This window comes from Acidovorax sp. SUPP3334 (assembly GCF_030159055.1).
Taxonomy (GTDB): domain Bacteria; phylum Pseudomonadota; class Gammaproteobacteria; order Burkholderiales; family Burkholderiaceae_C; genus Paracidovorax.
On sequence record NZ_BQXQ01000033.1, the window covers coordinates 48359 to 63824 of the forward strand.

Genomic DNA, 15466 nt, shown 5'->3' on the forward strand with positions numbered 1-15466 from the left:
AGGACATTCGCCATGAACAAGATCGCCACCCTTTTGACCCTGGCCCTGGCTTGTCTGCTGGCCGGCTGCAACACCGTCAAAGGCATGGGCCAGGACGTGCAGCGCGCCGGCGGCGCCATCGAGCGCGCCGCCAAGTAAATACCCGAAACACACCATGCAGAAATTCACCCTCCACCAAGGTCTCGTGGCCCCCATGGACCGCGAGAACGTCGATACCGACGCCATCATCCCGAAGCAGTTCCTGAAGTCGATCAAGAAGACGGGCTTCGGCGTGAACCTGTTCGACGAATGGCGCTATCTGGACCACGGCGAGCCGGGCCAGGACCCAGCGAGCCGCAAGCCCAATCCGGACTTCGTGCTGAACCAGCCGCGCTACGCCGGTGCGTCCATCCTGCTGGCACGCAAGAACTTCGGCTGCGGATCGAGCCGCGAGCACGCCCCCTGGGCGCTGGACCAGTACGGCTTTCGCGCCGTGATCGCGCCCAGCTTCGCAGACATCTTCTTCAACAACTGCTTCAAGAACGGCCTGCTGCCGATCGTGCTGCCCGAAGCCACGGTGGCCAAGCTGTTCGATGAGGTGCATGCCTTCCCGGGCTACCAGCTCACCATCGACCTGGACCGCCAGGTGATCGTGCGCAAGAACCACGACGAGGTCGTGGGCGAAGAGATTCCGTTCGAGGTGAACGCCTTCCGCAAGTACTGCCTGCTCAACGGTTTCGACGACATCGGCCTGACCCTGCGCCAGTCCGACAAGATCAAGGCGTTCGAGGCCCAGCGCCTGGCCACCAAGCCGTGGCTGGCCCACACGATGGCCAGCTGATCCAGCGGCCCACGGACACCCATTCATCCAGTGTTCAATTGGCCTCTAGCGCAATAAGCACTAGGGCACATTGCTATAGAAAGAGAAGCAAATAATGAAAATCGCAGTTCTGCCGGGCGATGGCATCGGCACGGAAATCGTCGCGGAGGCCGTCAAGGTGCTGGACGCCCTGGACCTTCCCTTCGAGATGGAATCCGCCCTGGTCGGTGGCGCTGCCTACGAAGCCCACGGCCATCCGCTGCCGCAGGCCACGCTGAAGCTGGCACAAGACGCCGACGCGGTGCTCTTCGGCGCCGTGGGCGACTGGAAATACGACAAGCTCGACCGGCCTCTGCGCCCCGAGCAGGCCATCCTGGGCCTGCGCAAGAACATGGGCCTGTTCGCCAACTTCCGGCCCGCCATCTGCTACGAGCAACTGGTGGGCGCATCGAGCCTCAAGCCCGAGCTGATTTCGGGCCTCGACATCCTCATCATCCGCGAGCTGACGGGCGACATCTATTTCGGCCAGCCGCGCGGCCGGCGCGTCGCCACCGACGGGCATTTCCCCGGTGCCGAAGAGGCCTTCGACACGATGCGCTATTCCAAGCCGGAGATAGAGCGCATCGCCCACGTGGCGTTCCAGGCCGCGCGCAAGCGCAGCAAGAAGGTCACCAGCGTGGACAAGGCCAACGTGCTGGAAACCTTCCAGTTCTGGAAAGACGTGGTGACCGAAGTGGGCCAGCAATACCCCGACGTGGAGTTGCAGCACATGTACGTGGACAACGCGGCCATGCAGCTGGTGAAGGCGCCCAAGGCGTTCGACGTGGTGGTCACCGGCAACATGTTCGGCGACATCCTGTCGGACGAAGCATCCATGCTCACCGGCTCCATCGGCATGCTGCCCTCGGCCAGCCTCAACAGCAAGAACCAGGGCCTGTACGAGCCCAGCCACGGCAGCGCGCCCGACATCGCGGGCAAGGGCGTTGCCAATCCGCTGGCCACGATCCTCAGCGCCGCGATGATGCTGCGCTTCAGCCTGAACCAAGAGGCGGCAGCCCAGCGCATCGAAGCGGCCGTGCAGAAGGTGTTGGCGCAAGGGCTGCGCACGCCAGACATCTACAGCGAAGGCACCACGAAGGTGGGCACGGCGCAGATGGGCGACGCCGTGGTGAAGGCCCTGGGCTGATCGCTGCACGCCGGCTCGCGCTGAATGGCGCCGTTTCGGCGAAAAAGGGTGGCTCGCAGGCCACCCTTGTTTATGGGTCCATGGGTGGCAACTGCGCCCGCGTCAACGTCTCCTGCGATGCGATCGATGCCGGACTGTCTTGCGAACGTTGCAGCCGCTCAACAGGACGGCCAGTGCAAGGAGGGCAGTGGCGATGATGCGCATGCGGTCAGGGATCTTCGGCGTGGGAAAAAAAGGACGGATGTTAAACAACACCGTCCTACCGCCTGTCGAAAAACACCGCCGCCGGCAAAAGGCCATCCGCTACAATCGCCGCCTATGTTTGCCGCCCGCCCGTTCACCCTGCTGAACACCGCACCCGCCGCCCTGGCCGGTGGGGCCGAGCGCGCAACCACCACCAAAACCACGACCATTAAGGGCTGACCCAGCCTGGTTCGTCGTGCGCCCTTCCTGGCCAGACGAGCCAGGCGAAAAGTCCCGGTTGGGTACTGTTTCTTAAACTGAATAGGGGCGTTGAAATGAGCAAGTTGGTAGGTTTGGTCGGCTGGCGCGGCATGGTCGGCTCCGTATTGATGGACCGCATGCAGGCCGAAGGCGATTTCGGTCTCATCGAGCCCGTGTTCTTCTCCACGTCGAACGCCGGCGGCAAGGCCCCCGCGCAGGCGAAGAACGAGACCACGCTCCAGGATGCCTTCGACATCAACGCCCTCAAGCGCTGCGACATCATCCTGACCGCCCAGGGCGGCGACTACACCACCGAAGTGTTCCCGAAACTGCGTGACGCGGGCTGGAACGGCCACTGGATCGACGCCGCTTCCACGCTGCGCATGAAGGAAGACGCGGTCATCGTGCTGGACCCGGTCAACCTGCCCGTCATCCAGGATGCGCTGGCCAATGGCGGCAAGAACTGGATCGGTGGCAACTGCACCGTGAGCTGCATGCTGATGGGCGTGGGCGCGCTGTACAAGGCCGGCCTGGTCGAGTGGATGAGCACGCAGACCTACCAGGCGGCCAGCGGCGGCGGCGCCCAGCACATGCGCGAATTGCTCACGCAGTACGGCACGCTGAACGCGGAAGTTCGCTCCCTGCTGGACGACCCCAAGAGCGCCATTTTGGAAATCGACCGCAAGGTCATCGCCAAGCAGCGCAGCCTGTCGGACGCGGAGACCGCCAACTTCGGCGTACCGCTGGGTGGCAGCCTGATTCCCTGGATCGACAAGGACCTGGGCAACGGCGTGTCCAAGGAAGAGTGGAAGGGCATGGCCGAAACGAACAAGATCATGGGCCAGGGCGAAGGTTTCGGAACGCCAGCAGTCCCGGTGGATGGCTTTTGCGTGCGGGTCGGCGCCATGCGCTGCCACAGCCAGGCATTGACCTTCAAGCTGAAGAAGCATGTCCCCGTGGCCGACATCGAGGCCATGATCGCTGCCGACAACGAGTGGGTGAAGGTCGTGCCCAACACGCGCGAAGCCACCTTGAAGGATCTGACCCCCGTGGCCGTCACCGGCACCATGACGATTCCCGTGGGCCGCATCCGCCAGATGGCGATGGGACCGGAATACATCGGCGCGTTTACTATCGGCGATCAATTGCTGTGGGGCGCTGCCGAGCCGCTGCGCCGCATGTTGCGCATCCTTCTGGCCGCATGACGCGGCGGGCGCTGACACCAATCCGGCGTCAGCGCCCTTATGAAAAACATTTTGTTACTGCTCGTTGTCCTTTGACAACATTGCTGCAGCGCACATTGCCCTTCTGGAAGGCGTCCAAAGGTTGCGCTGTGGCTCAGCTTGTCAGTGCAAAACATTGATGCTATTGTGCTTTTTACATATTTTCACGCTTAGGTGCGGAACCAAACGCCCCTAAATCTGGCGCCCTGACGGACCGCACAATCCTCTTTTGTTGATGGCACACATGCATCGTTGGAAACTCTCAATCCTGGCCGCCGCGGCCGTCATGTCGGCCGGCCTGTATGCCACCGATGCGAATGCTCTCGCCCTGGGCCGCCTCACTGTGCAGTCCGCCCTCGGCGAGCCGCTGCGCGCCGAGATCGAGCTGCCCCAGATCACGGCTGCCGAAGCGGATTCGCTGCGGGCCGCGCCCGCATCGCCCCAGGTGTTCCGTGCGCAAGGGATGGAGATATCTCCAGCGCTCAACACCCTGCGCGTGCAGCTTCAGCGCCGCAGCGATGGTTCGATGGTGCTGCAGCTCACCAGCGACCGCCCGGTGAATGACCCGTTCGTCGATCTGGTGCTGGATGCCACGTGGAGTTCCGGCCAGATCGTTCGCAGCTACACCATGCTGTTCGATCCGCCAGCGCTGCGCCGCACCCCTGCCACGGTGACCGCATCACCCCAGGTGACGGCGCCTGCGCCCACCGCTGCTGCCCCATCCGCCCGCACGCCACGAAACACCGACTCCGCAGCGCCACAAGCTGCAGCGCCGGCCACTTCACCGCGCCCGGCCGCAGCGCCTCGCCCGGCTCCGGCGCCCGCTGCTGCGCCGGCCGCCCCTGCGGCCAGTGGCGGCACGGTCACCGTGCAGGCTGGCGACACGGCAGGCCGCCTGGCTGCCGCCAACCGCCCCGCAGGCGTTTCGCTAGACCAGATGCTGGTGGCCATGATGCGCTCCAACCCCGATGCCTTCATTCGCGGCAACGTGAACCGGCTGAAATCAGGCGCCGTGCTGCAGTTGCCCGATGAAACCCAGGCACGCGCGACCCCGCCGGGCGAGGCGCGCCAGATCATTGCCGCGCAAAGCCGAGACTTCAACGACTTCCGCCGCCGCCTTGCAGGTGCTGCTCCCACGGCCGAAGTGGCCGCGGCAGAACGCTCCGCCAGCGGCAAGGTCCAGGCCCAGGTCGAGGACAAGAAGCCAGCCACCGCGGCTCCGGACAAGCTCACCCTGTCCAAGGGTGCGATGCAAGGACAGAAGGCCGCCGAAGACCAGGTCGCCAAGGACAAGCAAGCCAGCGCCGCCTCGGCCCGCATGGCTGAACTGTCGAAGAACATTTCCGACCTCAACAAGCTCGGCACCGCATCCGCACCGGTCGCCGCAGGCACGGGCGCACCAGCCGCCACGGCGAGCACCGCTACCGGTGCAGCTGTTGCCACAGGCGCTGTCGTGCCAACCGCCGCCCCCCCTGCTCCGCAAGCAGCTGCCAGCGTTGCAAGCCCAGCGAGCGCGCCCGCAGCCCCCGTGACGCCTGTGGCAGTAACTCCAGCGAGCGGCGCGAGTAGCGCAGCTTCCGCATCGGCGGCGGCTGCATCGGCCTCCGTCGTTGCCTCTGCACCCCAGCCTGCGCCGGCCGCAGTTCCGGCACCGGCACCTGCGGCGGAAGAGCCGAGCTTTATCTCCGGCCTGTTCGACGACCCGCTCCTGCCGCTGGCAGGCGGGGCCTTGCTGGCCCTGCTGCTGGGCTATGGCGTGTACCGCACGGTACAGAACCGTCGCAACCACCAGGGCGTGGACAGCTCTTTCATGGAAAGCAAGCTGCAGCCGGACTCTTTCTTCGGCGCCAGCGGCGGCCAGCGCGTGGACACTGCCAGCAGCCAGTTGAGCACGGGCTCCTCGATGGCCTATTCGCCCAGCCAGCTCGACGCGGGCGGCGATGTCGATCCCGTGGCGGAAGCCGACGTATACCTGGCCTATGGCCGCGACCTGCAGGCCGAGGAAATCCTCAAGGAAGCGGTGCGCCATAACCCTGACCGCACCTCGGTGCACGTCAAACTCGGTGAAATCTATGCCAAACGCCAGGACCGCAAGGCCCTGGAAGCCGTGGCGCAAGATGTTTTCAAGCTGACCGACGGCCAAGGCCCCGACTGGGCACGCGTTTCGGAACTGGGCCGTGAACTCGATCCGGAAAACCCCCTGTACCAGCCCGGTGGCCGCCCAGGCCTTGCAGGCCTGGACGACGACGGCCCCAACGCCGGCAACGACTTCGCCAGCACCTTCACGGGCGGCCGCCCTCAGACTGCCAGCGCAACCAGCGCTGCGCTGCCGCCCGACATGGACCTGGACCTGGATCTCGACCTGCCCGGCGATGCGCTGACCGAAGCTCCCCCCGCACCGCCAGCTGCTCCAGGCGCCTTCGCCGCAGCGGCAGCCGCCGCCGGGGTCATGGCAGCGGCACCCGCCATGGCGCGCGAACCGGCGCCGGCTCCTGCGGTTTCGGAACCTCCGGCACTGGACATGGGCGCACTGGATTTGCCCGATCCCTCATGGGACAAGCCGGTGACGACCGCGGCAGCGCCCCTGTCGCCCACGCCGGCCAGCGCCGATCTGGAGTTTCCTGACGATCTGCGCCTGATGGATTCGGCGCCTAGCCCGCTTTCGCCATCTACTGACGCAGCCCCTTCGGGCCCCGCGCCTCTCGAATTCGACCTGGGTGCGCTGTCGCTGGACCTGGACAGCCCTGGCGCATCCGGCCAGACCGCCAACCCTTCTGCGCAAGAACTGCCGCAGGCCACACCGGCACTGCCCGACGATCCTCTGGCCACCAAGCTGGCGCTGGCGGAAGAATTCAACGCCATCGGTGACAGCGAAGGCGCCCGCACGCTGATCGAAGAAGTGATTGCAGAATCGTCCGGCGCGCTCAAGACACGGGCGCAACGCCTGCTGTCCGAACTGGGCTGATGCACGGCACCAGCGCCGCCAAGCTCCTTGCCGCACCGGGATGCCATCCATGAGGATGGCGCTCGGCGTCAGCTACAACGGGCAGGGCTACAACGGCTGGCAAAGCCAGTCTTCCGGCAGAACGATCCAAGACCACCTGGAAGCGGCCCTCGGCCGCTTTGCCACGCAACCCGTGTCCACCATCTGTGCGGGCCGCACCGATGCCGGAGTCCATGGGCTCATGCAGGTGGTCCATTTCGATACGCCCCTGGACCGCACGCCGTTTTCCTGGGTGCGTGGCACCAACACCTTTTTGCCCTCCGATATCGCTGTGCAATGGGCGCACCCGGTTCCGGATGCGTTCCACGCGCGTTTTTGCGCCACGTCCCGCCGCTACGCCTATGTGCTGCTGCAATCGCCCGTACGGCCCAGCGTGGACAGCGCGCGCGTCGGCTGGGTCTTCCATCCGCTGGACGGCGATGCCATGCGAGAGGCCGCAGCGTACCTGCAGGGGGAGCACGACTTCACGTCGTTCCGAGCCTCTGCCTGCCAGGCCAAGTCGCCGGTGAAGACCTTGCGGCACATCACCATCACCCGGCGCGGGCCGGAAGGTGCTGCCGCTGTGCCAGCCAACCCGCCTCCAAACGACTGGCAGCCCTGCTACTGGCGCTTCGAGTTCGAGGGCAATGCGTTCCTGCACCACATGATCCGGAACATCATGGGCTGCCTGGTCGCGATCGGCCAAGGCGCGCAGCCCACCGAATGGATGCAGCAGGTACTGCAGGCCCGTTCACGCGACGCAGCGGCACCGACGTTTTCGCCCGAAGGGCTGTACTTTCTGGGGCCGCTCTACGACGCCGCATGGGGATTGCCCGAGCGCACCGCTGCGTATGATTGGCTTCCATGAGCAGCAGCGCCAGCCCTCCGTCTTCGCACCTTCTTGCGCCCCCCGTACCGCCACGGCGTACGCGCGTCAAAATCTGCGGCCTGACCCGCGAGCAGGATGTGGATGCCGCCGTCGAAGCCGGGGCCGACGCGGTGGGTTTTGTGCTCTATGCCGCGAGCCCGCGTGGCATCACGCCGCAGCGCGCCGCCGTTCTTGCGCGCAGATTGCCGCCTTTCGTGACGCCAGTGCTCCTGTTCGTGAATGCATCTGCTACAGAAGTGATAGCATCTTGCGCAGACATTCCGGCGGCTACCGTGCAGTTTCATGGGGATGAGTCCCCAGAAACCTGCTGGGCCGCGACCGCAAGCGGTGCACGGCCGTTTCTTCGGGCTGCGCGCATTCCCCTCGGCGACGGTGCGGACAGGTTCGACCTCGTACAATTCGCCGCAACCCACTCCCGCGCCCAAGCCATCCTGCTCGACGCCCATGTCGAAGGTTATGGCGGTGGCGGCAAGGCATTCAATTGGTCACTTCTTCCTCCAAGCGTCGGCTCTCACCTCGTTTTGTCTGGTGGACTCACGCCTGCAAACGTGACCGATGGCATCTTGCAGGTGCGGCCGCGCGGCCTTTCGCTCGCGGTTGACGTCAGTTCCGGCGTAGAAGCCGATGGCCCCGACGGCAAACCGCTGCGGGGCATCAAAGACGCCGGCAAGATCCAACGCTTCATCGCCGCCGTGCAGGCGGCCGATGTGCCATTTGCAAAGATTCATTGATGCTTTCTTATCAGCAACCCGACGCCGCCGGTCATTTCGGCCCCTATGGCGGCAGCTTCGCGAGCGAAACGCTCACCCATGCCCTGACCGAACTGCGCGAGGCCTATGCCCGCTACCAGAACGATCCGGAGTTCCTGGCTGAATTCCACTCGGAACTGAAGCATTTCGTGGGCCGTCCTTCCCCCGTCTATCACGCAGCGCGCATGAGCCGCGAAATGGGCGGCGCGCAGATCTATCTCAAGCGCGAAGACCTCAACCACACCGGCGCCCACAAGATCAACAACGTGATCGGCCAGGCGATGCTCGCCCGGCGCATGGGCAAGCCGCGCATCATCGCGGAGACGGGCGCGGGCCAGCATGGCGTGGCGACAGCCACCATCTGCGCGCGCTACGGCCTGGAATGCGTGGTGTACATGGGGTCGGAAGACATCAAGCGCCAAAGTCCCAATGTGTACCGCATGAAGCTGCTGGGCGCGACGGTGGTGGCGGTCGATTCGGGCAGCAAGACCTTGAAGGATGCGCTCAATGAAGCCATGCGCGACTGGGTCGCCCATGTGGACGACACGTTCTACATCATCGGAACCGTGGCGGGCCCCCACCCCTACCCGATGATGGTGCGGGACTTCCAGAGCGTGATCGGAACCGAATGCCTGACGCAGATGCCGGAACTGCTGGCCGAGCGCAGCGCCGAAGCCCGGCAGCCGGATGCCGTGGTCGCCTGCGTGGGTGGCGGCAGCAATGCCATGGGCATCTTCCATCCCTACATCCCCTACGAGAAGACCCGGCTGATCGGCGTGGAAGCCGCTGGCGAGGGGCTGGACAGCGGCAAGCATTCGGCATCGCTGCAGCGCGGCAGCTCGGGTGTTCTGCATGGCAACCGCACGTTCATTCTGCAGGACGAGAACGGGCAGATCACCGAAACGCACAGCATCAGCGCAGGCCTGGACTACCCCGGGGTCGGGCCGGAGCACGCCTGGCTGCAGGAAATAGGCCGCGCCGAGTATGTGGGCGTCACGGATGCCGAAGCGCTCGCGGCCTTCCATTACCTGTGCCGCACGGAAGGCATCATTCCGGCGCTCGAATCGAGCCACGCCGTGGCCTACGCCATGCAATTGGCCAAGACCATGCCGGCCGACCAATCCATCCTCGTGAACCTCTCGGGCCGGGGCGACAAGGACATCGGCACCGTTGCCGACCTCTCCGGCGCCGATGTGTACGACCGGCCGTCCATGCGAGGCCATGGCGTCAAGGGAGGGCCCGCAGCATGAGTTCGCCGCGCAACCGCATTGCCCAGACCTTCGCAGAACTGCAGTCGAAGGGTCGCAAGGCGCTCATCCCCTACGTGACGGCCGGATTCCCGTTTGCGGACATCACACCGGCCCTCATGCACGGCATGGTCGAAGCCGGGGCCGACGTGATCGAGCTGGGCGTGCCCTTTTCCGATCCCATGGCCGATGGTCCGGTGATCCAGAAAGCGGGCGAAAAGGCACTGTCGCTGGGCGTGGGCATGGTTCAGGTACTGGGCCATGTGCGCGACTTCCGCCAGCGCAACGACAAGACCCCCGTCGTGCTGATGGGCTACGCCAATCCGGTGGAGCGCTACGACCAGATCCACGGTACGGGCGCCTTCGTGCGCGATGCGGCCGAGGCCGGCGTGGACGGAGTGCTCATCGTCGACTACCCGCCCGAGGAGTGCGAGGCGTTCGCGGCCAGCCTGCGTGAGCGCGGCATGGACCTGATCTTTCTGCTGGCCCCCACCAGCACCGAAGAGCGCATGCGGCAAGTGGCGCGGGTGGCGAGCGGCTACGTGTACTACGTATCGCTCAAGGGCGTGACCGGATCGGGGGCCCTCGACACTTCGGCCGTCGAAACCATGCTGCCCGTGATCCGCCGCCATGTGCACATCCCCGTGGGCGTGGGCTTCGGCATCCGGGATGCGGCCACGGCCCAGGCCATCGGCCGCGTGGCCGATGCCGTGGTCATCGGCAGCCGCATCATCCAGTTGCTGGAAGATCAGCCGCACGAGAAGGTGGTGCCTGTCACCATCGACTTCCTGCGCGGAGTGCGCAAGGCACTGGACGCATAATTGCAGCCCCGCGCGCCGGTCCGTGGCGCGAGGCTGAGACTTCAAGCGAAGAGGAAACCGATATGTCCTGGCTCGAAAAACTTCTGCCCTCCAAAATCCAGCAGACCGACCCGACCGAGCGCCGCCAGGTGCCGGAAGGTCTCTGGATCAAGTGCCCGAGCTGCGAGACGGTGCTCTACAAGACCGATCTGGAGCAAAACCAGAACGTCTGCCCGCACTGCAGCCACCACCACCGCATCAACGCCCGCCCGCGGCTGAACGCGTTTCTCGACGCCGAAGGCCGCTATGAGATCGGCCAGGAAGTGCTGCCGGTCGATGCGCTGAAGTTCAAGGACAGCCGCAAGTACCCCGACCGCCTGAAGGAAGCGCTGGAAAACACGGGCGAGACCGATGCGCTCATCGTCATGGGCGGCTCGGTGCGCAGCATCAACGTCGTGGTGGCCTGCTTCGAGTTCGACTTCATGGGCGGCAGCATGGGCAGCGTGGTGGGCGAGCGCTTCGTGCGCGGCGTGGAAACCGCCATCGAGCAGAAGGTGCCGTTCATCTGCTTCACTGCCACGGGCGGTGCGCGCATGCAGGAAGGCCTGCTGTCCCTGATGCAGATGGCCAAGACCAACGCGGCCCTCACCCGCCTGGCCAAGAAAGGCCTGCCCTATATCAGCGTGCTGACCGACCCGACCATGGGTGGTGTATCGGCCGGATTTGCCTTCGTGGGCGACATCGTGATCGCCGAACCCAAGGCGCTGATCGGCTTCGCGGGCCCGCGCGTGATCGAATCGACCGTGCGCGTGACGCTGCCGGAAGGCTTCCAGCGCGCCGAATTCCTGCAAACCAAGGGCGCGGTCGATTTCATCTGCGACCGCCGCGAACTGCGCGGCACGGTGGCCAAAAGCCTGGCGATGCTGCAGCGCTTGCCGGCAGACTCGGTCGCCTGAACGCCCGATTTTTCAATTGCCATAAAAACAATAGCTGCCAGCGCTTACTAAATAAGCGCTGGCAGCTATTTTCATTAAGAAGTGCGTTTTATCGCAGCACAGCTCCCTGCAGGTTGCCCAGCACGATCAGGCACACCTGCAGCGCCACCAGCGCCACCAGGGGCGACAGGTCCACACCGCCGAGCAGCGGCACCACGCGGCGCAACGGCCGCAACAAAGGCTCGCACAGCCGCGTGATCACATCCGCCAGGGGTGAGCGCGTCTGCACCCAGGAGAGCACGGCGTACACGATCAAAAGCCCCATCAGTCCCGAGATCGCCACCCGAACGAGCCCGAAGATCGCCAGCCAGGGCACCAGCGCCAGACCCAGGCCGCCGCCCAGCAGCAGCCACAGCAAGAGGTATTGCAGCACCTGGATCAACAGGGCCGCCAGCATGCTGGACCAGTCCCAGCGGCCGGTCGCAGGCACGATTTTTCGCAAGGGCATCACCAGCCAGTCGCTGAGCGCGAACACCAGGCGGCCGATGGGATTGCCGAAAGGCACACGCTGCAGTTGCATGTAAAGCCGCAGCAGGCAGGCCCCGGTCAGCAGGCCGCCCACCACGTCCAGCAGAAAAGAAGCGATCTGGTAAAGCATGAAACCTCGTGATGTAGGGAACCTGTGGCGCGATGGTGCGCAAGCGTTCCGCCGTGGGATGATAGCGGGCCACCAAGCCTGCCCATGACCTTCGTGCCCCCACCCTCCGAGCCGTCATTGCCTCCGCTCACGCTGACATCCCTGCCGCTGTTCCCGCTGGGAACCGTGCTGTTTCCGGGCGGCGTGCTGTCCCTTCGCGTCTTCGAGGTGCGCTACCTGGACATGGTGCGCAAGTGCCAACAGGCAGGCGCGCCTTTCGGCGTCGTCGCCCTCACCAGCGGCCAGGAGGTGCGGCAGGCAGGGGCAGCGCCGGAGCAGTTCCACGACGCGGGAACGCTGGCCCATATCTCCGAGATCGATACGTCGCACCCAGGCCTGATCGTCTTGCGCGCTGAAGGATCGGCGCGCTTTCGAATCGTTCGCCGGCATCTGCTGCCGCATGGGCTGTGGATCGCGGACATCGAGCAGATGCCTTCGGACGTGCCGGTCTCCGTGCCGGACGACCTGCGCAACACGGCCACAGCGCTGGAGCAGGTGCTGGCACGCCTGCGCGACCGCAGCCCGGAAGACGCTTCGATCGTCGTGACCCCGACCGCATCGCAACTGGACGACTGCGGCTGGGTGGCCAACCGCTGGTGTGAACTGCTGCCCGTTCCGCTCGACCTGAAACAGCAGTTGATGCAGATCGACAGCCCGCTGCTGCGCCTGGAACTGGTGGGCGACGTGCTTGAACGCACGGGCATCGCACCGTGACGGCCCGCCCCGCTGCAGCGCTGCACGGCCACAAGGCGCCGTGAAAGTCCTGCAGGTCATCACCAAGGGCGAAATCGGCGGGGCGCAGAGCCACGTGCTGACCCTTTGCCGGGAACTGGCGTGCAAAGGTGTGGACATCCATGCCGCCATCGGTGGAACGGAGGAACAGCCACCGCTGGCGCAGTCACTGCGCGCCTTGCGCCTGCCGGTGCATCGCCTCCCGGCCCTGGGCAATTCCTGGAATCCATTGCAGATGGCGCGTGCCCTGCGCCTGTTGGTGGCCCTGGTGCGCCGGCACTCGCCGGATCTGCTGCACGCCCACAGCGCGATGGCGGGCGTGGTCGCGCGCCTTGCCGGCATGCTGACCGGCACGCCCGTGGTCTACACCGTCCATGGCTTCGCGTTCAAAGCTGGCTCCCCCTGGAAACGCCGTGCCGCTGCCTTTGCCGTCGAGTGGGTGCTCGCGCCGCTGACCCGCCGCATGGTCTGCGTCTCAGAGTACGAACGCCAGCTGGCCCGAAGGCTGCCTTTGCCTTCTGACCGGGTGACCGTGATTCATAACGGCATTGAAGACGTTCCTCTCCCAGGCAAGACCCGGACCGCGGCGGCCGAGACACTGCCAACGATCGCCATGGTCGCCCGCATGGCGCCGCCCAAACGCCCTGACTTGCTGCTGCACGCCCTGTCTCAGCTCCGAGCGGCCCTGGGGCATGAAATACCGGCAACGTTTTTCGGCGGCGGCCCCGATCTTTTGGCGCACCGCGAACTGGCGGCACGACTGGGCCTTCAAGCCGCCAGCTTTCCGGGCGATGTGGATGGCATTCCCGCCCGGCTCGCGCACCACGCCATCTTCGTGCTGGCGTCCGATCACGAAGGATTGCCGATCTCACTCATCGAGGCGATGCGAGCGGGCATGGCCATCGTGGCCAGCGATCTGCCCGGCATTCGTGAACTGCTGCCGGATGCAGAGCATGCAATCCTTGTCGCACCGAACGCCACGGCCCTGTCAACGGCGCTGCGGCAACTGATAGAGTCACCGGCGCTGCGCGCCTGCATGGGCGTTGCGGCACGGCTGCGCTACGAACAGCACTTCACGGCAGAACGCATGGGCAGGGCCGTGCGGGCTGCCTACGCCACGGCGATCCCACGCACCCCGAAGATTTCATGAACAGCATCCCGCGCCGCGAACTCGGCTCTTCCACGGCGCACCGCCAGGGTGCCGTCCTGCGCTGGGCGCTGGGCGGCATTCTAGTGCTCGTGGTCAGCTATCTGGCGGGACTGGCCCTGGAACACCATGGCTGGGTCACCTACCAGTTCCCGCAGACGGTGCTCTGGTGCATCTTGCCGTACGCCATGGCCGCCCACTGGCTCTACAACGGAGCCTACCTGCCGCAGTTCGAGGGGCGCCGCTTTCTCTTTGTGGCCACGGCCGCGCCGTACCTCGCCGCCCCCCTGGGCTTTGCGTTGCTGCAGCAGCCTTACTCACGCGGCGCAGTGCTGCTGGTCTATGTGCTTTCCTCCGCATGGTTCCTGGTGGGCCACTGGCGTGACCGCGGGCAACAGGTGCTGTCGTTGGCGTATCTCGACGATACCGTGCCCCAGCGCCTGAACGAGTTGCTCGGCGATGCCGCGCAGGCCAGCCAGGGGCACGTCGCGCTCTTGCCCTGGGCACCCCATGGCGATAACGAAGCGGATGCGGCGGACGAGCCCCACACCGCGCCATCGTGGGCCGGTGTCGTCCTGGACCGCCATGCCCCATCCAGCGCCGTGCGCGAGCGCTGGATCAGCACGCTGCGCCTGCAGCATGTAAGGCTCTACAGCGTCGAAGCGGTGGCCGAACTGCTGAGCGGCCGCAAGATACTGCCCAACCACCAGACACAAGACCTCTGGACCCTGGACGGCAATCCGGCCTACGACACCGTCAAGCGCCTGGCCGACTTGGTCCTCACATTGGTGGGGTTGCCCCTCTGGCTCCCGCTGTGCCTGGCAGCGGGCCTGGCGGTGAAGCTGGGTTCACCGGGACCGATGCTTTTTTCACAGGTCCGCATCGGACGCAATGGCCGTGAATTCCGGATCTGGAAATTGCGCAGCATGCGCCATGCCGGCGATGAACGCACCGCGCGCTTTGCGCAGCCCAACGACGATCGGGTGACCTCCGTGGGCCGCGTGATCCGCCGCACACGCCTGGACGAACTGCCGCAGTTATGGAACGTGTTGAAAGGCGACATGAGCCTGATCGGCCCGCGACCGGAGCAGGCAGAGTTCGTGCGCTTGTTCGCCGACCGCATTCCCGCGTACCCCTATCGCCATCTCGTGCGGCCCGGCCTGACGGGCTGGGCACAGGTGCAGCAAGGCTACGCCGACAGCGAAGAACAGACGGCCATCAAGCTCAGCTATGACCTCTACTACGTGGCGCACTATTCGGTGGCGCTGGATTTGCTGATTGCCTACAAGACGCTACGCATCGTGGCGGGCGGATTCGGATCTCGTTAAATATCCCACAGCCACGAAAGGCCCATATAGCGCCTCGCTGTGCTGAACGGCACTGGAGTGCAAACAGTCGATGAAATGAAGCAAAACGCTAGGGGCTTGAACTTGGCGACCAAGTGTTCATTTCTGACACAGATTGAGCGTGTGGTGCGATGGGCGACATTGGTCAGCCTTGTTAAACCTGGCGGATTCAAAAGTGAAGTGCAACACCTGCAACCCTGTAAGGTCCGCAGATGCAAAGCTCCCCGAGACACTACCAGCAACTTCAGCCTGAAGACCGTGTGACGTTGGCCAGCCTGGTGCAGCAGAA

General features: G+C 65.2%; 14 protein-coding genes. 13 read left to right on the forward strand and 1 reads right to left on the reverse strand.

Annotation, left to right across the window (positions count from 1 at the left end; all coding sequences use genetic code 11):
* Positions 1-12 precede the first annotated feature (12 nt).
* From AVHM3334_RS17780 to accD, 10 genes are all read left to right on the forward strand, one after another.
* The gene (locus tag AVHM3334_RS17780) at positions 13-138 is read left to right on the forward strand and encodes an entericidin A/B family lipoprotein (RefSeq protein ID WP_092744083.1); all 126 of its coding nucleotides are present in this window, start codon (positions 13-15) and stop codon (positions 136-138) included.
* 16 nt (positions 139-154) lie between these two features.
* A complete protein-coding gene (gene leuD / locus AVHM3334_RS17785) occupies positions 155-820 on the forward strand; it encodes a 3-isopropylmalate dehydratase small subunit (protein WP_284414500.1) in 666 nt (221 codons plus the stop codon).
* 94 nt (positions 821-914) lie between these two features.
* A complete protein-coding gene (leuB, locus tag AVHM3334_RS17790; RefSeq protein WP_284414502.1) occupies positions 915-1985 on the forward strand; it encodes a 3-isopropylmalate dehydrogenase in 1071 nt (356 codons plus the stop codon).
* A gap of 518 nt (positions 1986-2503) precedes the next feature.
* Entirely contained in the window at positions 2504-3634 is a 1131-nt protein-coding gene (asd, locus tag AVHM3334_RS17795) for an aspartate-semialdehyde dehydrogenase (RefSeq protein ID WP_284414504.1), read from the forward strand.
* Between the two features lie 262 nt (positions 3635-3896).
* Complete coding sequence (locus AVHM3334_RS17800) at positions 3897-6617, forward strand: motility hub landmark protein FimV (RefSeq protein WP_284414506.1); 2721 nt, start codon at positions 3897-3899, stop codon at positions 6615-6617.
* Positions 6618-6666: 49 nt separating this feature from the next.
* Positions 6667-7503, forward strand: coding sequence for a tRNA pseudouridine(38-40) synthase TruA (gene truA / locus AVHM3334_RS17805; protein ID WP_284414508.1), 837 nt, complete (start codon positions 6667-6669; stop codon positions 7501-7503).
* Complete coding sequence (locus tag AVHM3334_RS17810) at positions 7500-8255, forward strand: phosphoribosylanthranilate isomerase (RefSeq protein WP_284414510.1); 756 nt, start codon at positions 7500-7502, stop codon at positions 8253-8255. The genes truA and AVHM3334_RS17810 overlap by 4 nt, the downstream gene beginning before the upstream one ends.
* Positions 8255-9523 carry a tryptophan synthase subunit beta gene (gene trpB, locus AVHM3334_RS17815; RefSeq protein WP_284414512.1) on the forward strand — a complete coding sequence of 423 codons (1269 nt, stop codon included), beginning with the start codon at positions 8255-8257 and terminating at the stop codon, positions 9521-9523. Before AVHM3334_RS17810 ends, trpB begins: the two co-directional genes overlap by 1 nt.
* Positions 9520-10341, forward strand: coding sequence for a tryptophan synthase subunit alpha (trpA, locus tag AVHM3334_RS17820; protein ID WP_284414514.1), 822 nt, complete (start codon positions 9520-9522; stop codon positions 10339-10341). The genes trpB and trpA overlap by 4 nt, the downstream gene beginning before the upstream one ends.
* Before the next feature lie 62 nt (positions 10342-10403).
* Positions 10404-11276, forward strand: a complete 873-nt coding sequence (gene accD, locus AVHM3334_RS17825; protein WP_092744092.1) for an acetyl-CoA carboxylase, carboxyltransferase subunit beta — start codon at positions 10404-10406, stop codon at positions 11274-11276.
* Positions 11277-11364: 88 nt separating this feature from the next.
* On the opposite strand, the gene AVHM3334_RS17830 is transcribed toward accD, so the two are convergent.
* Positions 11365-11913, reverse strand: a complete 549-nt coding sequence (locus AVHM3334_RS17830) for a YggT family protein (protein ID WP_284414515.1) — start codon at positions 11911-11913, stop codon at positions 11365-11367.
* Between the two features lie 84 nt (positions 11914-11997).
* On the opposite strand from AVHM3334_RS17830, the gene AVHM3334_RS17835 reads away from it, so the two are divergent.
* The 3 genes from AVHM3334_RS17835 to AVHM3334_RS17845 are packed head-to-tail and all read left to right on the forward strand — an operon-like array spanning position 11998 to position 15159.
* Positions 11998-12666 carry an LON peptidase substrate-binding domain-containing protein gene (locus tag AVHM3334_RS17835; protein WP_284414516.1) on the forward strand — a complete coding sequence of 223 codons (669 nt, stop codon included), beginning with the start codon at positions 11998-12000 and terminating at the stop codon, positions 12664-12666.
* 40 nt (positions 12667-12706) lie between these two features.
* Complete coding sequence (locus AVHM3334_RS17840) at positions 12707-13834, forward strand: glycosyltransferase family 4 protein (RefSeq protein ID WP_284414517.1); 1128 nt, start codon at positions 12707-12709, stop codon at positions 13832-13834.
* Positions 13831-15159 carry a sugar transferase gene (locus tag AVHM3334_RS17845; RefSeq protein WP_284414519.1) on the forward strand — a complete coding sequence of 443 codons (1329 nt, stop codon included), beginning with the start codon at positions 13831-13833 and terminating at the stop codon, positions 15157-15159. The genes AVHM3334_RS17840 and AVHM3334_RS17845 overlap by 4 nt, the downstream gene beginning before the upstream one ends.
* Positions 15160-15466 lie beyond the last annotated feature (307 nt).